The 26,070-nt window shown below is 33.7% G+C and carries 25 protein-coding genes and 1 pseudogene; 15 read left to right on the top strand and 11 right to left on the bottom strand.

Annotated elements, in window-relative coordinates; genetic code table 11:
- Positions 1-12 precede the first annotated feature (12 nt).
- Both Q7I96_00510 and Q7I96_00505 read right to left on the bottom strand, forming a co-directional pair.
- A complete protein-coding gene (locus Q7I96_00510) occupies positions 13-630 on the bottom strand; it encodes an isoprenylcysteine carboxylmethyltransferase family protein (GenBank protein MDO9626089.1) in 618 nt (205 codons plus the stop codon).
- A gap of 95 nt (positions 631-725) precedes the next feature.
- Entirely contained in the window at positions 726-1,358 is a 633-nt protein-coding gene (locus Q7I96_00505; protein MDO9626088.1) for a TetR/AcrR family transcriptional regulator, read from the bottom strand.
- A gap of 329 nt (positions 1,359-1,687) precedes the next feature.
- Here Q7I96_00505 and Q7I96_00500 point away from each other — a divergent pair, with 329 nt between their 5' ends.
- Together Q7I96_00500 and Q7I96_00495 are read left to right on the top strand one after the other, a co-directional pair.
- Complete coding sequence (locus tag Q7I96_00500) at positions 1,688-2,092, top strand: nucleotidyltransferase domain-containing protein (GenBank protein ID MDO9626087.1); 405 nt, start codon at positions 1,688-1,690, stop codon at positions 2,090-2,092.
- 43 nt (positions 2,093-2,135) lie between these two features.
- A complete protein-coding gene (locus Q7I96_00495; protein MDO9626086.1) occupies positions 2,136-2,807 on the top strand; it encodes a hypothetical protein in 672 nt (223 codons plus the stop codon).
- A 69-nt stretch (positions 2,808-2,876) separates the two neighbouring features.
- Here the strand turns inward: Q7I96_00495 and Q7I96_00490 are convergent.
- A pseudogene (locus Q7I96_00490) lies at positions 2,877-3,221 on the bottom strand (ion channel).
- Between the two features lie 298 nt (positions 3,222-3,519).
- On the opposite strand from Q7I96_00490, the gene Q7I96_00485 reads away from it, so the two are divergent.
- A complete protein-coding gene (locus tag Q7I96_00485; GenBank protein ID MDO9626085.1) occupies positions 3,520-3,882 on the top strand; it encodes a hypothetical protein in 363 nt (120 codons plus the stop codon).
- Positions 3,883-4,083: 201 nt separating this feature from the next.
- Here the strand turns inward: Q7I96_00485 and Q7I96_00480 are convergent, their stop codons facing one another.
- On the bottom strand, positions 4,084-4,263 hold the full coding sequence (locus Q7I96_00480) for a MarR family transcriptional regulator (protein MDO9626084.1): 180 nt from the start codon (positions 4,261-4,263) through the stop codon (positions 4,084-4,086).
- Positions 4,264-4,571: 308 nt separating this feature from the next.
- On the opposite strand from Q7I96_00480, the gene Q7I96_00475 reads away from it, so the two are divergent.
- Entirely contained in the window at positions 4,572-4,853 is a 282-nt protein-coding gene (locus tag Q7I96_00475; GenBank protein MDO9626083.1) for a hypothetical protein, read from the top strand.
- 5 nt (positions 4,854-4,858) lie between these two features.
- A complete protein-coding gene (locus Q7I96_00470) occupies positions 4,859-5,092 on the top strand; it encodes a hypothetical protein (GenBank protein ID MDO9626082.1) in 234 nt (77 codons plus the stop codon).
- A gap of 26 nt (positions 5,093-5,118) precedes the next feature.
- Here the strand turns inward: Q7I96_00470 and Q7I96_00465 are convergent, their stop codons facing one another.
- Positions 5,119-5,316: a hypothetical protein gene (locus tag Q7I96_00465; protein ID MDO9626081.1), complete on the bottom strand. Its 198-nt coding sequence runs from the start codon at positions 5,314-5,316 to the stop codon at positions 5,119-5,121.
- Positions 5,317-5,444: 128 nt separating this feature from the next.
- Between Q7I96_00465 and Q7I96_00460 the strand changes: the two genes are divergently transcribed.
- From Q7I96_00460 to Q7I96_00430, 7 genes are all read left to right on the top strand, one after another.
- Entirely contained in the window at positions 5,445-6,476 is a 1,032-nt protein-coding gene (locus tag Q7I96_00460) for a type II CAAX endopeptidase family protein (protein ID MDO9626080.1), read from the top strand.
- Positions 6,477-6,484: 8 nt separating this feature from the next.
- A complete protein-coding gene (locus Q7I96_00455) occupies positions 6,485-6,712 on the top strand; it encodes a hypothetical protein (protein MDO9626079.1) in 228 nt (75 codons plus the stop codon).
- A 152-nt stretch (positions 6,713-6,864) separates the two neighbouring features.
- Entirely contained in the window at positions 6,865-7,461 is a 597-nt protein-coding gene (locus Q7I96_00450; protein MDO9626078.1) for a methyltransferase, read from the top strand.
- Between the two features lie 85 nt (positions 7,462-7,546).
- Positions 7,547-9,574, top strand: coding sequence for an FUSC family protein (locus Q7I96_00445; GenBank protein MDO9626077.1), 2,028 nt, complete (start codon positions 7,547-7,549; stop codon positions 9,572-9,574).
- A gap of 34 nt (positions 9,575-9,608) precedes the next feature.
- Positions 9,609-10,517, top strand: a complete 909-nt coding sequence (locus tag Q7I96_00440) for an ABC transporter ATP-binding protein (GenBank protein ID MDO9626076.1) — start codon at positions 9,609-9,611, stop codon at positions 10,515-10,517.
- 6 nt (positions 10,518-10,523) lie between these two features.
- Positions 10,524-12,122, top strand: coding sequence for a hypothetical protein (locus Q7I96_00435; GenBank protein ID MDO9626075.1), 1,599 nt, complete (start codon positions 10,524-10,526; stop codon positions 12,120-12,122).
- A 371-nt stretch (positions 12,123-12,493) separates the two neighbouring features.
- Positions 12,494-16,132 (top strand): Ig-like domain repeat protein, encoded by a 3,639-nt coding sequence (locus Q7I96_00430; protein MDO9626074.1) that lies wholly within the window; start codon positions 12,494-12,496, stop codon positions 16,130-16,132.
- Between the two features lie 211 nt (positions 16,133-16,343).
- On the opposite strand, the gene Q7I96_00425 is transcribed toward Q7I96_00430, so the two are convergent.
- The 4 genes from Q7I96_00425 to Q7I96_00410 all read right to left on the bottom strand — a co-directional run bounded on the left by Q7I96_00425 (position 16,344) and on the right by Q7I96_00410 (position 18,380).
- A complete protein-coding gene (locus Q7I96_00425; protein ID MDO9626073.1) occupies positions 16,344-16,667 on the bottom strand; it encodes a hypothetical protein in 324 nt (107 codons plus the stop codon).
- Between the two features lie 135 nt (positions 16,668-16,802).
- Positions 16,803-17,129, bottom strand: a complete 327-nt coding sequence (locus Q7I96_00420; GenBank protein MDO9626072.1) for a hypothetical protein — start codon at positions 17,127-17,129, stop codon at positions 16,803-16,805.
- Entirely contained in the window at positions 17,130-17,462 is a 333-nt protein-coding gene (locus Q7I96_00415) for a hypothetical protein (GenBank protein ID MDO9626071.1), read from the bottom strand.
- Positions 17,463-17,612: 150 nt separating this feature from the next.
- A complete protein-coding gene (locus Q7I96_00410) occupies positions 17,613-18,380 on the bottom strand; it encodes an ion channel (GenBank protein MDO9626070.1) in 768 nt (255 codons plus the stop codon).
- A gap of 114 nt (positions 18,381-18,494) precedes the next feature.
- Between Q7I96_00410 and Q7I96_00405 the strand changes: the two genes are divergently transcribed.
- Positions 18,495-18,974 (top strand): DUF488 domain-containing protein, encoded by a 480-nt coding sequence (locus Q7I96_00405; protein ID MDO9626069.1) that lies wholly within the window; start codon positions 18,495-18,497, stop codon positions 18,972-18,974.
- A 192-nt stretch (positions 18,975-19,166) separates the two neighbouring features.
- Here the strand turns inward: Q7I96_00405 and Q7I96_00400 are convergent, their stop codons facing one another.
- A complete protein-coding gene (locus Q7I96_00400) occupies positions 19,167-20,195 on the bottom strand; it encodes a Fic family protein (GenBank protein ID MDO9626068.1) in 1,029 nt (342 codons plus the stop codon).
- 561 nt (positions 20,196-20,756) lie between these two features.
- A complete protein-coding gene (locus Q7I96_00395; protein MDO9626067.1) occupies positions 20,757-21,395 on the bottom strand; it encodes a hypothetical protein in 639 nt (212 codons plus the stop codon).
- Between the two features lie 493 nt (positions 21,396-21,888).
- Here Q7I96_00395 and Q7I96_00390 point away from each other — a divergent pair, with 493 nt between their 5' ends.
- Together Q7I96_00390 and Q7I96_00385 are read left to right on the top strand one after the other, a co-directional pair.
- Positions 21,889-24,768: a DEAD/DEAH box helicase gene (locus Q7I96_00390; GenBank protein MDO9626066.1), complete on the top strand. Its 2,880-nt coding sequence runs from the start codon at positions 21,889-21,891 to the stop codon at positions 24,766-24,768.
- Between the two features lie 149 nt (positions 24,769-24,917).
- Positions 24,918-25,907, top strand: a complete 990-nt coding sequence (locus Q7I96_00385; protein MDO9626065.1) for a ribonuclease H-like domain-containing protein — start codon at positions 24,918-24,920, stop codon at positions 25,905-25,907.
- Positions 25,908-26,070 lie beyond the last annotated feature (163 nt).

Genomic DNA, 26,070 nt, shown 5'->3' with positions numbered 1-26,070 from the left:
AAAAATTAGATATTATACCAGATAAGGTATGAACATCTTGGTTTTGTTTTTATATTCTTCATATTCCGGGCCAAATTCATCTATCATGTCATTTTCTTCTTTTTTGGCCAGCTTATAGTACATTACCAGCAATATGAGGTATAATACTATTAATGGTATGGTGGCCCATCCTATCATTATTCCCAGGGTTATCATGAAGAATCCGGTGTATTGGGGGTGACGCACATATTTATAAATTCCATCTGTTACTAATTTTCCCTCTCCAGTTTCTTTAACCCAGTAATTTTTGTGGATTTTTTTCCAGCCCATTAAAACCAGGGCCACTCCACTTAAGGATACTAAAGCACCAATCCAGCTTCCCATATCTCCAATGTAGGTTCCCAGGGTGTGTCCCCAGAAAACACCTTCTGGTAACCAGATACCAAATAAGGCTCCTATGGCAAACATACTAAACGGTATTCCGAACATTTCAATGGCAAAGGCCACAACAAAGGCTAAATAAGCACCAGTTGGTTTTACACTACTCTTTTTATAAAAAGGTGCAAATAATATAAATAATCCGTAAATCGCTATCCAAATTAATACAGCCCACCAGTTTCCAAAGTGGGTAAATACATTTTCTTCTATCATTTAATATCACCAATTATTATAATCTATAAAATTTATTTTGACTAAAAAATGGATTTCATCAATTTTTATTTTAATTGAGTCTTAATCCAAGAGTTTCATTGTTTTTTATTTTCAATGGAGCGTGTCATCATTTCAATGGCGTACTCAATGAGCTCTTCGTGAGTTAAATCATGATCCTTCATGTGCATTTCAATGGTAGGTGTTAGATTAATCATATTCTGCATAGATGAGGTTATATACAAGGAGGTTTTCACAGGATCAATATCCTGACGTATGGATCCATCTTTTATTCCTTCGTCAAAAGCACTGGTCACAGTTTTAAAACTATCAGACCTTATTTTGTTAAGTTTTTCCATTTCTGGAAAATCTTCATCAAAGGGTATGTTGTAATAGAAACGGGACAGATAATAACCGGGGTATTCCTTGTAAAATTGATAAAATGCTAGAATGAGCATTTTTATTTTTTCCAGACCGTTTTTTGCTTGAGGATAGCTTTTAGTTACTATTTCATTCAAAATTCGGGAGCCACGTATGGCAATGGCCAGATATATTTCTTCCTTGTTTTTAAAGTATAGATATAATGTGCTTCTTGCTAGTTCTATTTCCGTAGCAATATCGCCCATGGAAACATTTTCATAACCTTTTTCAAAGAATAATTTTTCGGCTGAGTCTAAAATACCTTGACGTCTGGATTCTTTTTCTCTTTCCTTTCTAGCAGATATGGTCATAAAATTCACCTGACATATTGTCATAAATTAGACAATATGTTATATAATGACATACCGTCACTAAATAACAATGCGTCATATTAGTATTTAAACTTTTGTATTGAATTAAAAATCTCAAATTAATACCTATTTTGCAGTTTTAGGAAAATTTTTATCTTTCCAGGCGAAAATATTTTATTTTAGCCGTTTTACCAAGGCCTTATTTAGTTTGGTTGCCATTGGGGTTATCTGAGCTTATGTCAATTATATAAAATCTAAGAAAATAAAATTGACATAGGATACTCAATAATAAAAAAAATTTATTAAACCCGAACACTATAATGAATAATATGAAATCTTTTAAAGTTTATCCCGAAGCCGTGGATGAATTTGTAAATAATATTATTCAACATTATAAAAGAAGGATTGATATTATTTTCTTATTTGGTTCTTTAGCCCGGGGAAAAGCCCGTGAAGAATCAGATATTGATATTTTAGTGGTGGTTGACCTTGATCTGGATGAAAATGTAGATGTTTCTTTTTTCCTTTTACTTAAATATGGTAAGATTATATCTCCTAAAGATATGAAAAAATCTCGTTTTGATAAAATGGCTAAAGAAGGTTTTTCTTTTATTAATAATGTCTTAACTGAGGGAGTAGTTCTGTATGAAAGAGTGGGAAAAGCATCTGCAGAGAATAAATCTGCTAATATTCTTCTTGACAACCAAACTAAAAGAATAAATTTAATTTTTTGATTAGGATATTATTTAAATCAATATTAAACAGGGGGCCTTTTAAATGTTGGATTTTGGAATAACTGTCCAGGAAAAAATGGAAGATTACGACACTAAGTTTTTAAATGAATTGCTGCCTGGTGAGCAAATTTCTGGTGAAATTGTTATTGGAGAATTTAAGGCCTTACCCATGGGTGGAAGGGAAGTAGCTGAATTCTATGTCATAATTACTGACCATGGGAATCGTAAAAAATGGGTTTGTGAATTTATAACTTCCTATTATCCCGAAACTGATAATATTTATGGGGAGCACGGTGCTGTATTTTATAATTTCATTGATTCTTTAAATCACGTGGTGAATAATACTCCTAAAAATTGGCAGGAAAACTATTCTGTGAATTTTCACAAATTCCGAAAAACAGTAAATGATAATGTATCCCTGATAACAGTAAAAACAGTTCAATCACCTAATGAAGATGCTAAAACTCTTAACCTGGAAGTCATTGATGCCACTATTAGTAAAAAATCGAAAACTCCAGATTCAGTATCCATCTATGATTTAGCAGATGAAGATCCTATCATTCTCACGGCATATGCTCATCTTCGCAATAAAGGAGACCGTATTACGACAAAAAACATTCGATTTGAATTAAAAACATTATTTGATGATAAAAATATAACTGAACAGGCCTATCAATCTGCATTAAAAGAATTAAAAACAATTAAGGATGTTTGAATCTATTTTAATTTAATTTTTTATAATTAATATTCTTGATGTTGTAATATATTATTTCTTATTTCAAACCTATTTCTTAAGAATTTCCTTTAAATCATCTATTTCTGATTTTATTTCTCTCATCTGATTGTCCATATCATCTAATTTTTTAATTAAATGGCCCATTGTTTCCTGATTTTCTTCTTTTACGGATTCACGTTCTCTTCTGAATTTTTCCAGTATGGCTGTGGTGGCGGTGGCGGTTAGTATGCTGGAAAATCCTATGGCTGCAAACATGGCCATTAAACCAATTACTCTACCCGTACTGGTATGGGGGACTACATCTCCATAGCCCGCAGTAGTAATGGTTTGCATAATAAACCAGAAACTATCGCCGCTATGGAGTGAAAGCATATAAAATAACCAGGAAAAACCATAGTAATTCGTAAATACGTCTGATTCTTCTTTCTACTTTCATAGATATATTATTAAAGATTTTTTAGATATATTTCTTTTCTTTTTTAAAATCAATCATTTTTTTTATTAAGAAGTGTATTTTTTGATAACTTTATTTTAACTATCCTAGGTTTAAATGTTATAAAATTATATAACGAAATATTTAAATATTTAAAAGTTAAAAGTTTAATTTAAAAATATATAAGTGAGGCAAAAAATGCAAAAAAAACTAATATATTTATTATTAGCATTTATGTTGTGTGCATCTTTTTTAGCAATGCAACCTGCAGCTGCAACTACACAAGATAAAATTAAAACCATGATTATAATAGATCATGAGTATTACACACACAATTTTGGTATTAGTTGGTGGTTAGCTACAGAAACATATCTTATTGATGTAAACAAGGGAAGTCATCTAAATCATCAAGTTTTACGCTATGAATTGTATAATCCTGAAGGAGTTCTTTGTGAAGTTCAAAAACATAAAACTGATGAATTATGGTATGAAGATGATGTATGTGCTGAAGCACTATTTGAGGGTGATTTTCCAGGCGAATATTGGGCTTTAAAAGTATTTTATGACGGAAATGATATATATGAACCTTGTCAGAAGACTTTTAGGTTTTCAACCTCGTAAAAATATAATTATCCGTGGGGCGGATCTGATTAACTCATCCAGATCCCTCTAGAAAAAATTTGTAAGTTGGAACTGTCAATTTTGCAATCAATCTTGCAAATTTTTATACCAAAAAAATCTGTAAATTAATATTTCTTTAATATTTTTAAATTATTAAAATTTTATTTATAAAATAAAAAATTAAGAATAATAAACTTAATTCTATTTATTCAAGGCCCAGTAGCATCTTTTAGGGGAGATAATGGTCTCGTCTTTCTTGAGTTCTTTCATTATTTTATCAACTTCTTTTTTCTCTACACCAGAGAGGGCACTGACTTTAGTGGCGTTTAAAGGTTCTTCAGATTCTTTGAATGCTTTTATAACTTTTTCCTTATTATCCATCGGTTATCACCTGTTAATTCTCTTAAAACTTATATTATTTTTAGATTAATATAAATTAAATAGTGGATATTCTTAATTTTTTATATTAATATAAATTTATAAGTGAATTTTTAGATTAATAAAAGTCAAAGGTGATAGGGGGCCAAGCATCACTATTATGATTAATTGTATAACAATATTTTTCCACTACTTCATACATACTCCAATATGGAGATAAAAAAAATGTTGGACGTATTATTCTTTCTTATAATGGTTTTTATAATAGCTTTAATCTAGGGTAAGATAAATAAATTACCGGTAAAGGCCCAATGATTATCACCTTTGCCGGCCTATTGATCGGATTTTTTTTAACGGGAATCATGGATGTGCGCCAAGCCCCTATATCCAACATAGTACTAATCATTGCCGAGGTGGCTCTGGTACTGGTACTATTCTCAGATGCGTCCCGGGTCAAATTAGGGTCTCTAAAATCAAATATTCTCAATATGTTTATTCACTATAGGATTAATCTCCACCATTGGCCTGGGTATTATGGTGGCGGCCTTAATATTCACCGAAATTTTTCCCGTAAGAATACCTTTCCCAGATAAAAGTTTTGAACAAAATATTCTTTCCACTACAGTATGGTATTGGCCTTATGCGGTTTAAACTGCCTCGAATTTTTTCACCATTTAAATCAGTCCCTGAACTTCTGGGACACTCCGGTTTGTCCGGTGCATTTTCATTTTATTGCCCTGAAAAAGATATATATTTGACTGGTACAGTTAATCAGGCCGCTTATCCTGATTTATCCTTTAATTTAATGGTTAAAATAATTAATTATTTATAATTCTCATCAGTTAATTATAGCGGCTGCTAACTTTTCGAAGCATGAACTGACATTTCTGGTGGAATAGATGAATAACTGAAAAATGCGTTCAATGAGGCTGAAGAATGAGGAAAAGAAAAATCTTCTGTTGGTGATGTGAAAAAAGCTTCATTAAGTGCGATTGCAGTAGAAAATAAATCATCAAACCTAACTGATGGCAGTGGATTGTTCGGTTGGAAATTCAATGGAAACGTTGAATAATTAAATACCCATCAACTCATATCAACACTTTTTTAGCCATTCTGTCGTAATTTATATTAAGTTAGAGATACAATACTAGATTATATGGGTTATTAATAAATGGGGCATATTTTTGACTGAATCTGTTTTACAAAGAGGACAACTTAAAAAAGAGTTATATGCGTTTTTAATTATCACTTTTGCAGCCACCTATATTCTTCAATTAGGTATTTATGTCATTGCCGGTCCTTTATCATATACATCTCCATTCTGGATTGTGACACTTTCAGCTTCTATGTTTATACCGGCTATTGTTGCCATATTCTGTATGGCTTACTTCAAATCTAAAGCCATGACTACAGAAACAAAAATTATATTCACATTTTTCTTGATTTATGTAGTTCTATTCCTCTTTGAAAGCTTTTTTCAGCCAATTATAGGAAATATAATGGGTAAACCTCTCCTTTCAGGGATTATTGGCGTTTTAGGAATTTTAACTTTAATCATACTGAACTTAAAAAAGAAATGGCGAAATGGCTTGGAACTCTCAAAACTATCATTTGGAAAAAATCTGAGATATTACATCATTATACCGCTAATTTTTTCTGCAATACTCATTATAACTCCTATTTTTTATCATATCTATGGATTGGGCTCTCCATCTACAGAATTTAACCTTTATATGTTCTTTAACACTTGGATACCTAGTTTAATTTTGTTTTTCTTCATATTATGGCCCTCTTATTTTGGAGAAGAATATGGATGGAGAGGATACCTCCAAGACAGACTATTTCCACTTTTAGGTGGTTATAAGGGCGTTTTAATACTTGGCATTATCTGGGGATTATGGCATAGTGTGCTCATCGTGTTGGGGCATAACTATCCAGGATATCCTATCCTTGGAAATGTTTTAATGGTTATTTATTGCATTGTACTGGGTACTATTTTCAGTTATGCTGTTTTAAAGACTGGAAGTATCTGGATTGCAGTAATACTACATTTAATTAATAATAAAACAGCTCCCGTAGCAACATCTTTCATTGCGAATTCTGATAATCTTATATTGGGTTCTTTCATTGGAATTGCGTTTTTAGCAGTATTTGTACTGGTACTATTAAAGTCTAAAGTCTGGAAAATAACTGAAAAAATTGCATTTAATGAGTAAATAATCCAATGAAAAATGCAGAATCAACAACACAACAAGAACCTAACCACCAATTAATGAAAAAATTTCAACATATATTTAAATTTAACCTTCAAAATGCTTTCCCACCAAGGGGTTTATCGGCTTTTTCATTCTATTGCCCTGAAAAAGACATATATTTGACTGGCACAGTTAATCAGGCCGTTTATCCTGATTTATCCTATAAGTTAATGGTTAAAATGATTAATTATTTATAATTTGATAATATCTGAAAAAATTAAAAATCTTATTTAACAATATAACTAAAAGATAAATAATTTTTTAATTTCCAATTATTAGGGGTCTTTTTTAAATATTATCAGTTATATAGTCAATTATAACTTTTATTTAATTATTTAAGGTAGTAAAAATGATTCAATACAACGGAATTGCCATTAAAACCCATCCAGATGTTTATAAACCATCTAAAGACACTTTTTTACTTGCAGATAATCTTGATATAACTAGAAGAGACGAAGTCCTGGAAATAGGTACTGGGGCTGGATTAATAGCAATTTACTGTGCCCAAAGGTCAAAAAGAGTTGTTGCAACGGATATCGATGAAGAGGCCATAAAATGTGCATTGAAAAATGTTATTGCCAACCGCACATATAATGTTGAATTAAAAAATGGTGACCTTTTTGAACCGGTTCAAAATGAAAAATACGATCTAATTCTCTTTAATACATACAATACTGCTGTTAATGATAATAAAAATCAATCCGAAGATATTTCCAAATCAAGAGAAATAATAAATAAATTCATTTTAGAATTAAAAAATTATCTCAATGAAGGAGGCCGTTTTCAGATTTTGCAGTCCACTGATTGTGATATTGAAAAAACCATACAAAAACTGGAAGAATCCGGATTTGTTGTAGAGATAAAGGCACGTGAAAAAATATTATCATCCGAAATGGTCCTAATTAACGGAAAAATTGAAAAAGAAGACTTAAAATCAATCAATTAATTGTTCTAATTATACTAAACCTTAGAGGGTTATAAGAACCTGGAACTTAAATTAACAAAAAAAACATGCTGTAATGAAGTGTCACATGTCTTTGAAAAATTTTAAAAAAAAGATACATACCTTTATATTTCCTAATAATGCTCAACCAAACTGGAAGGGCCTTTTAAACATGTTCGCTGCCTTGGCAGTTGTTTTACCATTAGTTTATTTATTGGGTCTGGATAGCTATGCCATTACCTTTGTATTGACTGGTGCTATTATAAGCCAGATTTTGAGTTTAAAACTCCCCTTAAATTTATTGTTGCGTTTAAATATCCTGAGCATTATAATAATTGGCTTATCATTTATAACAGCCGGTATTGGATTGATGAGTCCATGGGTAGCTCTTTTATTATTATTTGGATGGATTTTTCTCTTATCAATTTTAAATATACTTGGAAAGGCCCCAGGAACTCTAGGTTTTTTGGGAGTATTTTTGTTTTTCTACGGTTCTATTGCCATAGTCAACTACCAGGCTACTCCATTACAGTGGGGTCTTTACGCATCTTTTGGAGCATTTATAAGTTCATTGGTTATCATTATCCCTAAATTTTTACAAAAAGATCGCTCAAAACGTGAAATTGTGGCATCATGTCTTCTTCCCGACGCGAATCTAAATACTATTATAGTGGCCCAGAAACTCGTCTCTGATACTATCTCAAACCAGAAAAACACAAGCCTGGTGGCGGTGGGAGGGCTATTGGTGGGGGCCCGATTCCAAGCAAATAGCATAGAATCAGAATTAAGTGGAAAAATCAAAGAATATTTTCAAGATTATTTGGCTGAAGTAGATTATTTAAGCCGAGATATAGCAGAGAGTGTTATAAAAAATGATAAAAACCATATAATTGGCCTTGAGAAACTTGAGGCAAAATTCAAGATGATAAATGATTTTCCAGGTAGTGATCTTGAATTTTTCAATGCTAAAAAACTAGCGAAAGGCTACCTAAACATATTTCTAAAAGCCCAGGATGTTTTAATGGGTAAACTTATTATACCTCTCCCTCCCAACAATTTTTCATCGGACTTATCGGCTTGGGAGAATATCAAAGCCAACTTAAATATAAACAATATGTATATTAGGCACGGAATCCGGTTTTCACTGGCTGTTGGCATTGCTTTTGTATTATATTTAATAACTAAATCTCACAACATCCACTGGATAGCACTATCCATTTTCGTGGTATTAAAACCAGACCTAATAAGCACCAAAGAAAGGATGATTAAGAGAGTGATAGCCACAATAATCGGGGTGGTGCTGGCCTTAATAATAGCTAACTTTTTCATATCTATAGGCTGGCCGGTGATGATTACAGTAATGATTTTGATTATGATGGCTTTTATAGTGTTATATTACAATATAAGCTATTTACACATGGCAGTAGCTGCCACCATGCTTATTATTTTCATTCTACCTATGGATAAAATCATGATTATGGGTGGATTAAGGGTGTTAGACGTTTTAATTGGATCAACAATAGCTTTTTTTGTGAGCTATGTTGTTTTACCAAGCCGTTTAAAGGTGAATCTACCTCAACTTTTGGCAGATAGATTAAACTCAACCAGAGAATATGTACTAAAATCATCACCACCTATGGATATCAATAATCCAGAAATATTAATCGCTGTTCGTGAAATAGCCAGAACCCATAATGATCTTAAGGCAGGTATTCAAAAATTAAAAGACTCATATGAGGATATAGATGTGGATGTGTCCTTGTATCAGGATATCCTTAATTCAGTTGACAAATTATCTGGTGATTTCACTGCACTCACCTTAAAAACTAAAAACATTAAAATAAGTGATAAAAAATTTCAATTAGCTATAAAATATCTGGCTGACTTACTAGGTACTCTGGAAGAATCAATAAAACTAACATCGAAAGTACCCCCAAAAATCGATTTTAATTATACAAATAACATGATTGAAAATATGAAAAAAGATATCACTAACGAGGAGTATATGGTGGCATTCAAATACCTGGAATGGATAATATCCGATATAGAGATACTTTATGGTTTAATACAGTATGGATCTAAAATAAGGACCTTTGATAGGTATAAAGACGTTTAAATCAATTTATAATTATTGGTGGAGATGTGAGTACATGTCTATTATTGAAATAAATAATTTGACTAAAAATTATGGAAAATTCAGGGCGTTAAATAGTCTAGATTTCAAAGTAGAGCAAGGTGAAATTTTTGGTTTTATTGGCCCTAATGGTGCCGGTAAATCAACCACTTTACGTATTTTAATGGGTATGCTGCAAAAAAACAGTGGAAATGTCTCTATTATGGGGCTTGATCCCTGGAAAGATGCAGTAAAACTCCATTCACGTTTGGCTTATGTTCCGGGTGAAGTGAATCTATGGCCCAACCTAACCGGTGGGGAGGTCATTGATTTTTTAGGAAGACTCCGGGGAGGGTTTAGTGAAGAACGCCGGGAAAAACTCATAAAAATGTTTAAATTAGATCCAACCAAGAAATGTGGTACTTATTCAACAGGTAACAAGCAAAAAGTAGCCCTTATATCTGCATTAGTCTCTGATGTAGAATTATATATTCTTGATGAACCAACCATAGGCCTGGATCCATTAATGGAAGTAGTCTTTCGAGGGTGTATTAATGAACTAAAAAAAGAGGGTAAAACAGTTTTACTCTCTAGTCATATACTCTCAGAGGTAGAAGCACTTTGTGACCGGGTTAGTATTATTAGAGAGGGACAAATTATTGAAACCGGTACATTTGAAGAATTAAGACACCTAACCCGTACATCTATTACCATTGAATCATATAAACCCATTACCGGCCTAGAAAATCAGGAAGGTGTTTACAACATTACTTTAAAAGAAAATCATGCTCAGTTTAGTGTGGATGCTGAAAAAATTGATTCGGTGCTGAAATATTTAGTCCAATTCGGTGTAAAGTCTCTCTTAAGTACTCCCCCTACACTTGAAGATCTCTTCATGCGTTATTATGGTGATGAATACACTCCAGAAGATGCGGCCGTGGAGTGAATTTAAATGAAAATGGAAAATCTTTCTGGTACCAGGGCCTTAATCCGCCTAATTCTTCGCAGAGATCGCATAATCATACCAATTCTATTTTTATTCCTTATTTTAATATTTGTCAGCATCGCTGCCAGTTTTGTTAATCTTTATGCGGACGCTGCACTAAGAGAAGCCCTGGTTTTACAGATTTCTAGTAATCCTGGTATTGTTATAACTTTAGGCCCTATTCAAAACTCTTCAATTGGTGGCCTGGTGGCCTGGCGTAGTGCTGTATTTGGCCCTATCTTAGTAGCATTGGTAAGTATCTTTCTCATGATTCGACATACTCGTAGTGAGGAAAGAAAAGGGCGTCTTGAGCTATTAAATTCCACGGTAGTTGGTCGGCAGGCGACATTAACTTCAGCTTTAATTACCATTTGCGGTGCTAATATACTCCTGGGGATAGTAATTTTTCTATCTTTCTTGGGGTTGGGACTTCCATGGGAAGGTTCACTGGCCCTGGCATTATCCATGGTTGCATTTGGGTGCCTTTTTGCAGCCATTACTGCAGTAATGGTACAGTTAACCGAAAGTTCAAGTGAGGCACGATACCTCAGTGTGGCCATTTTAATAGCTTTTTTCATATTACGCATCATAGGGTGGGATGAAGGAGGCACCAACTGGTTTTTCTGGCTTTCACCCCTCGGATGGGTGCAGAATATCCGTGCTTTTGCTGGTGAAGAATGGTGGATTTTTGGATTATTCGCTGTTTTGACGATTGGATTACTTGCTTTAGCCTATTATCTCTCTTCAGTTCGAGATTTAGGGGCAGGGATTTTACCACCAAGAAGTGGTCCTAATAGGGCATCATTTACATTAGGTAGTACCCTGGGACTGGCCTGGAGACTACAAAGGGGAATGTTACTATTTTGGATAGCAGGGTTTGCTTTAATGGGAGTTTTTATTGGATACTCTGCCCAGACCGTTTCTAATATATTTATTGATAATCCACAGTTTTTGAATATCATCTCCCAAATTGGTAAGGGTACAGAACCTTTGGATATTTATATAAATTTCATGCTGGTATTATTTGGTCAGATATTTGCCATTTATGGGATTTTATCTGTATTGAAATTACGTTCTCAGGAAGTAAAAAGATATTCAGAATTCCTTCTCACAAATACAGTAAGTAGAATTAAATGGGCTTTAACTAACCTTTCTTTTGCATTAATCGGCCCCGCTATAATTATGGTCATATTTATTTCATGTTATAGTGTCAGTTATGGATTAATTTCAGGTAATATGGGCCAGAACCTACCCCAACTATTAAGCGCAGCCATAGTTTATTTACCCGCAATCTGGGTGATGGTTGGAATATCTGTGGCATTATTTGGCCTTTTACCTAGATTAACCTCTTTAAGTTGGGTAGCACTGGGATTATTATTGATAATAAATTTACTGGCGGATTTCCTGGATATTAATCACTGGATACTGAATATTTCTCCATTTACACATGTACCTAATTTATTGTTAGGGTATACTGTAGGATGGCCTTTAGGTATAGTTTTAGTGGTGGCACTAGTGCTAATATTGATGGGGATACTTGGTTTCCAGCGGCGGGATATTACTTAAAAAAATAATAATTTTTTATTTTTAAATTAGACTATTTTTTATTTTTTATTTTTAAATTAGACTTTTTTTCATATGCTAGTTTAATCTAAAATGAAGTTTAAACTAAAAAAATAATCTAATTTTCACATATCTCTATTTACCTTAACCTACTAAGCTGTATAAACCTGAAAATGTTTTTTATATTATAAATTGTTGATTACATACCTTTGAATGTTTTTACTATAATATTATACTCTGTCACTTAATGTGGTGTAACTCGTGAATAAATAATAAAAAATATTAACTACTTTTAACATAAAATAATTGTTAAATAATAAATAAATTTATTATCATTGCCTTAATGCATGTAAAAATCATAATGGGGTGAAAAAGTGAGAATAAACATGCAAAAAAAGTTAATATTAATTACGCTATTACTTATTTTCACATTGATTAGTTTGGGTGCGGTATCAGCAGAATCGCTTGATAATGTAACGGTTGCAAACAGCCCAGAGACAATCGATGATAACATTACGCAAAAAACGTCTACCCATTTACCAGATCCTGAAGTTTGGAGAGGCGGAGTCTTAGTCTACTCCACAACTATTTCTATTCAGGATGCTATGGATCACTCTATGAGTGGTGACACTATCAAATTGGAAGAGGGCCAAACATTTTATGAAAATCTGGTCATCGACAAGGACTTAACCTTTGAGGTTATGAACGGCGGAACAGCAACCATAGATGGTAGTGGAACTGATAGAGTAATTCACATCCTTCCCGGAATCACAGCCTATTTTTATAATATAACATTCCAAAATGGCCATGCTCCTGATGGGAGCCTACTTTCTCCTGATGGTAAAAATGGTGGAGGTATCTGGAACGAAGGCACTCTTTATCTGATTAATTGTATCGTAAAAGATAACCGGGCCGGAGACGGAGGTTCAATCACTTACGGAGGTATTGGTGGATCTGGTGGAGGTATTTATAGTACTGGAACATTAGAACTAACCGATACACAGGTTTACAATAACCGTGCTGGAGATGGTAGTAATGGTATAGCTTTAACCCACTCGGATGGTTTCCATGGTGGGCACGGTGGTGGTATTTACAGCACCGGAGCATTAACCATAAACAACAGTGAACTATACAATAACCAGGCTGGTAATGGTGGTAAAGGTGTAGTCCTAGGCGAAGGTGGTAATGGTGGTAATGGTGGTGCTATTTACACTACTGGAACTTTAACCATGAGTAACACCCAAATCTATGAGAATTACGCCGGAAATGCCGGAAGTGGTGGTATAAATATAATCATCGGCGGAACCGGAGGTGCTGGTGGTAATGGGGGAGCAATCTACAATACTGGAAATGCTAATGTAGAATGCTCTGAAATCTACTCCAACACTGCTGGTGATGGAGGAACTGGAGCTTCTGCAGCTGATGGTAACCTACTCAATCCAACTGGATATAATGGTCACCACGGTGGCCCTGGTGGTAATGGTGGTGCCATATTTAACCAAGGATCTTTAACTCTATCTGAAACCGAAATTTACTCCAACAAAGCTGGAAACGGTGGAACTGGAGGAGCTGCAGGTGACGGACGTGATAGGAGCCTAACTGGTGCCGGAGGTCCTGGTGGAATCGGCGGAACTGGAGGTCCCGGTGGTAATGGTGCAGCTATTTACAACACTGGATCTGATACTCTCACTGTCACTGATTGCAATATAACTCAAAACACCGCTGGAATCGGTGGTGTTGGGGGTGTTGGTGGTCAAGGTGGAGATGCTAGAAGTAGCATTCCATTTAGAGGAACAGCATACACTGGAGGCGCTGGAGGCCTGGGAGGTCCTGGTGGTAATGGTGGAGCAATCTACTACAACAACGGAAACGGAGCCATAAATGACTCAAATTTCACTGATAATCGCGCCGGTAACGGTGGCGATGGTGGAATAGGTGGTCAAGGTGGTGCCAGTGCATCAACTTACACTAATGGAAACGGTGGCCCTGGTGGAAATGCCGGTAACGGTGGTAATGGTGGAGCAATCTACTATAAAACCGGAAGCCTAACTGTCGAATCCAATAACCTTATCCATAACCAATTTGGTGATGGTGGAATTGGAGGAGATGGTGGACAAGCTGGCCCGGGAACTGGATCTGGAACTATAGGAACTGATGGAACTGATGGTTCATCTGGAACTGGTGGTGCATTTTACGCAGCCAACAACACAGCATTACACTTCAACCGAATACTCAGTAATGGTGCAGTAGACGTGGTAGCAGCAGGTGGTGCTACAGTACAAGCAGAAAACAACTGGTGGGGATCAAATGATAACCCTAGTAGCCGAGTTTCTACTGGAGTAATTTACAGTCCATGGATTATGCTTCAAATATTTGCCAATCCCGGAACTATACATTACCTGAACACTTCAAATATTACTGCCGATTTAACCTGGAACACATTTGACGGTGTTACTCCAAATGCACAGCCTGGTGGAAACCACATTACGAACAACACACCGGTAACATTTTCTACCAATTTGGGAATTATTAACCCAGTAAACACTGAAACTACTGGTGGAACAGCCAACTCAACCTTTACAGGAACAGTTGTAGGTATGGCCACAGTTTCAGCTCAGGTGGATAATGAAATACAATCTACCTCAGTAACTGTTGATAAAGCGGATACTGTAATTACGGTTAGCAATGCAACTGGTGTCTATTTAGGTAGTGTTGATTTGTTTGCTACTTTAGTAGATGTGTATGGTAATCCTTTAAGTGGTTTATCGGTTGATTTCTTTGTGGATGGTAATTTAGTTGGTTCTGCTACTACTGATGGTAGTGGTCAGGCTAGTTTTACTTACTCTCCGATTATTGAGAACCCTGCGGGTAATCCACATACCATAACTGCGAACTTTACGGGTAATGAAAGCTACAATCCTGCTTCAGGAACTAATAACCTAACGGTTAATAAAGCTAACACTACTATTACGGTTAGCAATGCAACTGGTGTTTATTTAGGTAGTGTTGATTTGTTTGCTACTTTAGTAGATGTGTATGGTAATCCTTTAAGTGGTTTGCAGGTTGATTTCTTTGTGGATGGTAATTTAGTTGGTTCTGCTACTACTGATGGTAGTGGTCAGGCTAGTTTTACTTACTCTCCGATTATTGAGAACCCTGCGGGTAATCCACATACCATAACTGCGAACTTCACGGGTAATGAAAGCTACAATCCTGCTTCAGGAACTAATAACCTAACGGTTAATAAAGCTAACACTACAATAACCGTCGACAATGCCACAGAAAATAAAGGAAAAACTGTGAATTTAATAGCAACTTTAAAAGATCAATATGGAAATCTTTTAGCTGGAAGAACAGTTAATTTCCTGGTTAATGGAGTTAATGCTGGAAGTGCAGTAACTGATATTAATGGAATAGCCACTAAATCCTATTTCATCAACTTGATTGGAGGTACGTACAACATTCAAGTAGATTTCTTAGGAGATGACTATTACTTAACATCAAACGGCACTGGAACCTTAAAAGTTCCTCAGTCTGACCTATATGTCAAAATCTGGGCTAGCAATAATAAACCTCATGTAGGGGATAGTATAACTATAACCTTTAAGGTCGGTAATCGCGGTGTGGATACGGCCCAAAATGTGGTTTTAACCATGAAAATACCAAAAGGTATGGAATTTGTCAAAGCCAATGTTGATGTAGGTACTTTTACCTACAACAAAGCTACGGGGGTTATTACCTGGAATATTGGAAATGTGCCTGTTGGAGACCCATATCTTTACCTGGTGGTAAAAGTCTTAAAATCCGGTAAATTTGTCTTTAAACCACATTTGTCAACGGAAACCTACGACCCTAATCTTGTGGATAACACCGGAATATTAGTGGTCAATGCTCAATCCAGCAACAACAACCATCATAAAATACCCATGCAACATACCGGAATACCAATTGGAGCTTTATTAATAGCTATCTTAGCTGTCTTTGGTGGATTAATAATGCCATTTAAAAAATAAACCTTTTTATTTTTTTTATTTTTAAAATAAGATATTGATTATTAATCATTAATTTAGTGCTGAATTTTATTTTAATTATAGTCCTAAAATTAATTTTGTGTTATTAGATATACGATATTCAATTTTTTAGAGATTTAAATTACTTATAATTAAAAATAAAATCGCAAATATGAAATATGAAATAAATTAAAATAAAATAAAAAATTAATTATTAATCAAGTTCTCGAAACTCTACTTTATAATCTTTCCAGGGATTTCTCCCATTTTTAGATGGCTGTGTCCCATTAAATGTAATTCGGGCCTCACTACCAAAGGGAACTTTCTCCATTAAACTGTCCAGGACGGTAGATCCCCATATTTTGATTTCTTCATTATTTTCTTGGCGGAGGGTGTACATATTGCTCTTATATTGGCCTACTTCCTCTTCTTTGTCAATGAATATTCCCTGGATAGATTGTCCAGAGGCTGCTGGATCCCAGATATTCACTTTTTCTTTTTTTTCTTCTTCTTTTTTTACTTCTACCCATTCACTCATGATAATCACACTAATTAATTGTTTAATTTGAAATTGAAATACTATGTATCTATTATTAGAACTTATTTAATTTAAAATAATAGTATTACTATATTGCATAATTATTAATATTTATATTTTATTAAAAAACAAAAATTAATCTCGACCGACATCAGTAATGATCCATAGTTTGTAGAAGACATAAATCAACAGGACATTCGTCAACAGAACCATGGCGGTGGCCACATCAGAAATTATTAGATTACTATTTGAATAATTATAAACATCTAAAAATCGACTTATAGCCAGAATAAAAATACCCGCTCCTAAAATCTTGAAGGCCATTATGCTCTGGTCTTTATGGGTGAAAATTAATCCTAGGGCAGCTTCCCTATAACGAATTATGTTGAGATATAGTCTAATTACAAAATAAAAGTTTAATAGGACTAATATTACTACTGATATTGAAAGGAGAAGATCCATCTAAGTATCCTCCACTTCAGTTTTTCCAGTGTGGCCTTTCATTAATTTCTGCAAGAAATAGGTGAAAATTAATAGTAAAAATACATTTGTATTCAATGAAACTTCCACTAGTAGAGGAACACTTCCTTGAGCATATAAAACACCAGTAATCACGGTAAACATAGAAGACAAGACTAAAATTCCAAAAAGAGTTGATATTCTTTCAGTATGTAAAAATACCATGGAAAGTGCTGTTTCTTTATTTTTCAACACACTAAATAAATTATAAACAGAGTAAAGTAGCAGTAAGGCAAATATGAATCCAACAATTCTTTCTAATAATAATAAATCCATAATAGTATTATATGGCCCTTAATATAATAAATTTATGATTATTCTTATTTTATTTAGGATGGGATATAGTTTAATTTTAATATAATAAATTCCTGATAATTAATTATTTTAGAAATTATCACATTTAAAAAATAAAAAATTAAATTCATACTATTTTTCTTTCAATATTTCCTTTAATTCCTTAATTTCAAACTCTAAACTATCAATCTTATCATGCAACACGTCAATCTTATCCATTTCTTCTTTTTCAGTATCTTTAATAAAAATAGAAGTTATAGTAGCCGTTAAAAAACTGATAAACCCTATACCTGCGAACATGATCACTACACCCACTAAACGACCGGCATGGGTCTGAGCCGAGATATCCCCATAGCCCACGGTGGTGATGGTAACTACCATATACCACAAAGCATCATCCATCCCAATCATTCCAGGATTTTGGCCATGCTCCACCACATAAAAGATAATGGTTCCTGAAAACAATATTACTAAAATAGCAAATATACCCTGGTCAATGTGGGTTTTATGTAAATAATCCAATATATGTCTTAATTCTTTTTTAAAGAGTGCAGCAATTCGTATTAGTCTGAAATATCGAAGATAGGTACCATAATGACCCACTAGTAGTTCAGGGACCATCCCAATAATGTCGGTCCAGTTGTGTTTTAAAAACTCTAGACGGTTAGTGGCCTTCCATAAACGGTAAATAAATTCTGGAATGAGAATTAAAACTACAGTTAAATCAAAAAATAAAATCATTCCATAAATTTGGGGATTCACAGGTATGAAAGTTATTAAGGTAAGCAAAATAACATCGGCCAGTATCAAAAAAATGATTATGGATTCAAATAATCGGGATAAATCCCGGTTAAGGGTTTTGCATTTAATGGGAATAATTTTAGATATCTTTGTGATCATATAGGGCCTCAAAAGTGCATATAATTGAAATTATTAGATTAATATTGTAATTAACAAGTTGATAAATATAAAAATATAATTACTTTATTTACCACCTACTATAAATGATTTAACATGCCTGATCTTAAAATCCATACCATAGGCCACAGCAACCACTCCATGGAAGATTTCATCAAAATACTCCAGAAAAACTCTATTGATACATTAATTGATGTTCGTTCATCTCCCTACAGCAAACACGTTCCCCATTTTAATAAAAAGTTATTAGCAGAAGCTATGGAAAATGCATCTATTTCATATATATTCCTGGGCTCTAAGATTGGAGGTAAACCTCGCGACCCTAAATATTACCTTGACGGAGAAGTAAATTATCCCTTACTGGGTAAAACATTGAAATTCAAGGAGGGCCTTCGAGAAATCATGTTATTAGCTGAAGAGAAGAATATGGTCCTCATGTGCAGTGAAGAGAATCCTTATCAATGCCACCGTCACCATTTGATTGGCCATAATCTACAGAAAAAAGGTTTTAAAGTTATTCACATTCGTAAAGATGGTATAACTGAGAAAATTGATTATCAAAAGACTCTTTTTTAGAAAGTTATAGCTAGTCATTTAAAAATTATTCATATAGTTTTAATACCACTATGGGAATAGCATACCATGGAATAACATAACCATAATTCTAATTCAAAGGCATTAAATATCTTGACTATGTATTTGACTACTTATTATTAATTAAAAAATAAATTTTGACAACTATTTTGACAACTAAATTATAAGAATACTTTAAAAATTATTTTTTAAAATATAGTATGTGGAACGGCTGCCACCCTTTTTTTCAATAAGATTCAAATCCATTAATCTTCTGAGATCTTTATATGCTCCTTGACGTGAGATATTAAACAAATTTTTTACTTCTAAATTGCTAATCTGCCCATTTAAATGAAGGTACTCAATAATTTTTATCTGTTTTTTAGATAATTTAATCTGTTCTTGAGGAGAAACATCTGGAGAGAATAATAGTATTTGGTCTTTTATACGAGAAATTGAAATTAAAAATCCTTCTAAAAAGTAAACTAACCATTCAGTCATATCCTTAGTTTTTTTATCTACTGAATTAAGGGCCTTATAATACTCTGTCAAGTCACTATCATAATACTCATCAAGGGTAAAAAACCTATCAACGTCAAATTCTTCAAGATGGAGAAATAGTGCGGTCAAAGCCCTTGCAGTTGAGCCATTTCCTTCTGTAAATGGTTGTATTCGCATAAATTCATAATGAACAATTCCCGCAGCAATAACTGGATTTAAATCACCCAGATTATTAATCCATTTAATGAATTTTTCCATTTCTCTTTCTACCAGATAGGCGGAAGGGGGTGTAAAAATCACTTCTCCAAGGTTATTGGACATGAATACTGGCACGGTACGATACTGACCACACACACAATCATCATCTAATATTTGATAATTAATATCGTGATGAAGCTTTAAAATAGACTCTTTAGTGATTTTTTCATCACTAGAATACATATCTAGCTTTTTAAGAACATTTAAGTAATTTAATACTTCTTGTTGAGCATTTTCATCTGCGCTGACTTTAAGGCCTCGAGCTAACTTATCTACTTCATTCAAGGTAATTGGATTACCTTCAATGGCTGTTGAATAATGGGCTGATTTTAAAAGGGCTTCTCTTTTAAAAGAAACTTCCATTTCCACTAATAAATGTGTATTAAGAATAAAATTACGAATAGAGTTAATTTTTAAAAGATCATTTACCATATTTTGGGTGTAAATGAAATTGGGATGAAACATTTTTAGGCCTTATTAATTTTTTAATTAAAAATTTAATAATGAAAATTTTTTCATTATAATTATTTCTGGAAATTATTTTATTTGAAAATTTTATTGATAAATTAGTAATTTGACAACTTTTTGACTACTATTTTGTATGGGAGTTATATAATAAATATTTGACTACTAATTTGACAACTTTAATTGCAGTAAGTAAGTTGATTATTTTTAGAAGTTTAATTATTCGCAAGTTATATACCAAAAAATAATATCGAAAATTACCTACTAAAATTCCTTATTTTTATCATATTTTCACTATTTATTTTATTAATTCCATGGATTTTAGAGGTACTGTGGGACAAAATGGTTGAAAAAGCAGTAACAGAATTTCTAAAGTAGATAGAAAGTTTAAAAAAATCTAATCTTGAATTAAAACCGAAAGGTGCTGGATAATGGATAAGTTGCTTGAGAATTTGTTGTAAAATAAATCAGATTATTCTAATTGATTTAATAGTTATTAGGCCAGGAATATCCTTATATCAAATTAATATTCAGGAATAATTGATATTTCTTAATTTATTTTTAAATTTTTAGTTTTGATAATTCTGCCAGAATGTCGGATGGATTAACATTATATTGGCGTGTTTTTATCTCAATGTGTTGTTCAGTTACATCATTAATAGAATGCCAGTTATGCTTTTTAAGATACGCGATTTTATTTTTCTCAAAATCATTAACAATTATTTGAACTGCATTTCTTAATTCTAATTCCGGAGCTATTATGGGCCGGGCCTCTTCATCAGGAGTATAAGGATAATATTCATCAAGGTATTCCCATACTTTATCCATAGTTATATCGATTTTTTGAGCTCTTATGAATCTCGCAATCTGATGATCCTGCAATTCTGTGTGAATCCATTCATTAACACTTGCTCCTTCAGGAATGGATCTCTCGGCCTTAATAACAATTGTTTTTATAATTGGATTAACCAGGTTAATATAATTTGAATCATCTAGCTGGGATGTTTCATCCAATCTACGGAGTATTGAATCTCTAGCTTTTGTATGATGCTCTAATTCTTTCAAAAGAAGATGTCTCTCAATGGACACATCTGCTCGTTGATTTATACCCACAGCTAAAGCATCCTTTAATCTAATATTATTTTCTTTAGCTAATTTTAATAGTTCTGATGAAATTTCAATTTTAACTTCCTCTAACATTCAAACCCACCTATTTTCAAAATATGTATTCTGTTTTTCATTTTTAAGACTTTTTTTTAATTATTTTTTGATATTAAATAATAAAATTGTCAGGTTATTTTAATCATATTATATTTTTCTGATATTAAATAATAAAATTGTCAGGTTATATATTCTTTACTAGAGGATAATGAAATAGGTTAATGGCCATTACTCCTAAAAAAAATAATTGTAAAGATTGTCAAAATAAGAAAAATGTAAGATAAGTAGAACTCTCATAGGAAAATAGTGTTTTTACTCTTAAATGACATTCCTATACTTTTTTTAAATAATAGAAAATTGGATTATGTGCTTTATTTTGATTATATTTAAAAAAATCAACTGGAATTATACATAATATATGCTCTATAATTTCTAAATAATACTCAAAAACATTTATTAACTTACAAGTACCATTAAGAATAATTAATAGATAAATTAAGTTCTTATTACAACATTACAAAACAGGAATAACATGGTCAGCAAGGTACTTGAGAGACTGAAAAATGACATTCGCTACCGGGATAAAATAGAGCATGTAGAAACTCTCCCGGCCCGTGAGGCCCAGTACTGTGAAGTGGAAAACCTTCCAGAAAATATAATGAATTATCTGGGTAAAAACAATTTCCAACTTTATCAACACCAGGCTCAGGCTTTCAAACATGTGCGTGCGGGAGAAAATGTTTTAATTACCACTCCCACAGCTTCTGGAAAAACTATGGCTTTTAATCTGCCTATTATGGAGCAACTCACGGCAGATAATGATGCCACCGCACTCTATATTTATCCGGCCAAGGCCCTGGCCAATGACCAGCTTCAAATAATTAAAAGCTTGGAAGTTGATCTTGATCTTAAACTCATATCCAATATCTATGATGGAGACACGCCTAAGAGTGAACGCCCCGGGATTAAGAAAAATTCACGATTAATTTTAACCAATCCCTATGAACTACATCTTATTCTTTACTGGCATCACCAGTGGGAGAGATTCTATAAAAACCTTAAATTCGTGGTTATTGACGAGGCACACCAGTACCGTGGAGTTTTTGGCTCTAATGTTGCATTTTTAATTAGGAGATTGAAAAGAATATGCCATTACTATGGTTCTAATCCCCAGTTCATTCTCTCGTCAGCCACCCTGGCCAATCCTCAGGAATTTGCTGAGAAATTAATTGGAGAACCATTCCAGCTTATTTCTAAAGATACTTCTCCCAGTGGAGAAAAACATTTCATTCTCTATAATCCTTACAATAAGAAGAATGATCTTTCAGTTCACCAGGAGACCATGAACTTATTTTTATTCTTCATAATTCAGGATTTGCAGACGCTGTGTTTCACGGTATCTCGTAAGATGGCCGAACTCATTGCCATGTGGTCCAAAAACCAGATTGGTGAGAAAAAACCAAAATTGGCCGATAAAATAACTGCTTATCGAGCGGGTTATCTGGCTGAAGAGAGGCGAAATATTGAGGAAAAACTCAGATCTGGAGAACTGGTGGGAGTAACCACAACCAATGCTCTAGAGTTGGGTATAAATATTGGTTCATTGGATGCAGTAATTATATCTGGATATCCTGGAACCATGATATCCACCTGGCAACAGGCTGGAAGATCTGGTCGGAAACATAAAGATAGTCTGGTGGTATTAATGGCCTTCCAGAACCCATTAGATCAGTACTTTATGAACAATCCTCAGTTTTTATTTGATAAGGCGCATGAAAATGCCATAATCGATTTGCAGAATCCTCACATTGTAAAGGCCCATCTTTTATGTGCTATTAATGAGCTGCCCTTAAATAAAAAAGACTTAAAAGAATATTTTGAGGCAGAACCTTCTATCTTAAGCGACTTAATTAATAATGGGACCATTAGGGAAACTCCCTATAATTGGATTTATAATTCTAATGATAATCCTGCTTTTCAACATGGATTAGATCAGATATCCTCAGATATTTTCAAGGTAATGCATAGCAATCGATTAATGGAGAAAATGGAACGTTCCCATGCCTATCGAGAGGCCCATGAAGGCGCGGTCTTAATAAACCAGGGAGAGACCTATACCGTAGAGACCTTTGATAGTGAAAGAAGATTTATAAATGTGGCCAAAAGAACAGTGGACTATCACACCCAGGTTTTAAAGGATGTTGACATAAAGATAACTGAAAAAATAGATCAAAGAGAAATTGGTGGGCTTAAAGTTCACTTTGGAGAACTGGAAGTTTCGGAAGATTTTTACAAATATAAAATAATGAATTACCGTAAGGTTCTGGGAACTTATCCTCTGGATTTACCTCCCTTAAAATTCAGAACCCGGGGAGTATGGTTTACCCTACCTGCATCACTAAAAGATGAACTGGAAAAGAAATTCGACGGGGATGAAATATTTGCTGGTGGTTTGCATGGCACCGAACATGCACTCATCGCTCTTTTTCCATTACATGTAATGTGCGATAGATTTGATATTGGTGGATTATCAACACCATATCATCCAGATACTCAAGAACCAAGTATATTCATTTATGATGCTTATGAAGGCGGCATAGGGCTAGCTGAAAAGGCGCTGGAAGTATTTGAAGAACTGTTAGATTCAACCCGGGCCCTGGTTGATAACTGTCAATGCAAAGAGGGTTGTCCATCCTGCATATACTCTCCAAAGTGTGGTAATGAGAATAGGCCACTTCATAAAGACGCTACCAGCTACATACTAAAGAAAATGCGTCAAAATATGGAATCTGGTAATGTGAGGGAGATAATCCCTGAAATATCTCAGATGGCTGGTGATGGAATAAAAGATATTAAAGATGGAATATCCATTAAAGATGAACCATCTCCTGAAAATATCTCCATTCACGCACCACAAACACCTGCCAAGGCCCTAGCAGGTTCAGGGGCCTATGTAGAATTTGAAGCTTTGAATAAACTTCAAGAAAGGGGAAAAGAGCTATATGCTAACGGAGAATCCGAAGAAGCATTATCATTCTTTGAAAGGGCCCTGGAAATCAAACCAGAAGATGCAAATTTACTGCAATATAAGGCCATGTCCTTAGAACAAAATGGTAATCATCCCCTGGCCCTGGAATATTATAAACAGGCCCATGCACTTGATTCAAAAAATGAGGATTTACTTTATCATCTGGCCATATCACTTTATAACAATAAACAATACTTAGAGGCCAAACTTCTCTTAAGTGACATTATAAAATCCAATCCACAAAGTGACCAGGCCTGGTATTTATTAGGAGTAATTTTACAAGCCCAAGAGGATATTCATGGTGCTATTCAGTTTTATAGTAAGGCCTTAAGCTTGAATCCTGATTATGAGGAAGCATCTGAAAGTTTAAGGAAGTTGCTTTAAATAAAATAAATCAATTAGTAACTACAAATAAATTATTAATCCTAATAAATCACCTCATGAAATTTATAATATACCATACCATAAGCCAATTAATAACTAAGGGGCCCTATATTATAATTAAAGCTTATTTAACGCAATAAAGGATTAATATGCCATCTGATAAATACAACAAACACGAAAAATATCTGAAAGATTCACTTTCAACCTACACCGATCCTGTTGAACGGTTAAAGGCCAAATTAATGGAAGAAAATGAAAATAAAACCATTGAAGATTTAGGTGGGGAAGAAATTGAAACAGATCACGGTAAAACATTTCAGATAACTAATCGGGAAAAAATTAAATTCAATCTTAAATCCTCTAAAAAAGTTAAAAAATCTATCAATTGTGATTTTAAACTTTTACCTGGTGTGGGAGATTCAACAGAATTTAGATTAAAAACAGATGGCTTTAAAACCATGGAAGACCTCACCCAACACCCACGTTTTGGTCCAAAGGCCGAAATTTTACTGGAGAAAGTCGATAATGGTTTGGCCTGTGATATAATTGACCTGGTAAAAAATCGCTATCCTGCTTCTCACAAGCGAGTTCTGGAATGTGCTGGATTTAAAGAACCAGAACACTTCATATTTCTGGATATAGAGACCATGGGATTATCCAACGTGCCAGTGATACTCATGGGAGAGGCCACTCTACAAGATGATGAGATTGAAGTTAAACAATATTTGTTGCGTGATTATGGCGAAGAACCAGCAGTTCTATCTGCTTTTACTTCTCATGTCAATGAGGACACAGCCTTTGTATCCTTTAATGGTGCAAGTTTTGATTTACCATTTATAAAAAATCGTTTAAGGTTTTTCTCCATAAAAAATGATTTAAACCGACCTCATTTTGATTTATTGCATTTTTCCAGGCGTTTTTGGAAGGATGATTTACCTAACTGCCAGTTAACCACGATTGAGGAACACTTATTTGATATTGAAAGGATAGATGATGTTCCAAGCGGTGATATTCCGGACTATTATAAAACTTATCATAAAACAAATAATATTGGACCTTTAGTACCCATAATAGAGCACAATCGAATGGATATTATTACTTTGGCCTTGATTATGTCCCGGATGCATGAGGATTTGTAGGCTGATTTTATATTATGGATAATAATCCTAAAATATTAGAAATTTATTTTTTCTTTAATTATTTTATATCATACTCTTTTTTTTAATAATCAATGGCATTTATTCTATTTTAAAAATTTATTTGTAATGTATGGTTGGAACTGATTAATGATTAATTATAATT

The sequence above is a fragment of the Methanobacteriaceae archaeon genome (genome assembly GCA_030656015.1).
Classification (GTDB): Archaea; Methanobacteriota; Methanobacteria; order Methanobacteriales; family Methanobacteriaceae; genus UBA349.
This window is presented reverse-complemented; position numbering and strand designations above follow the sequence as displayed.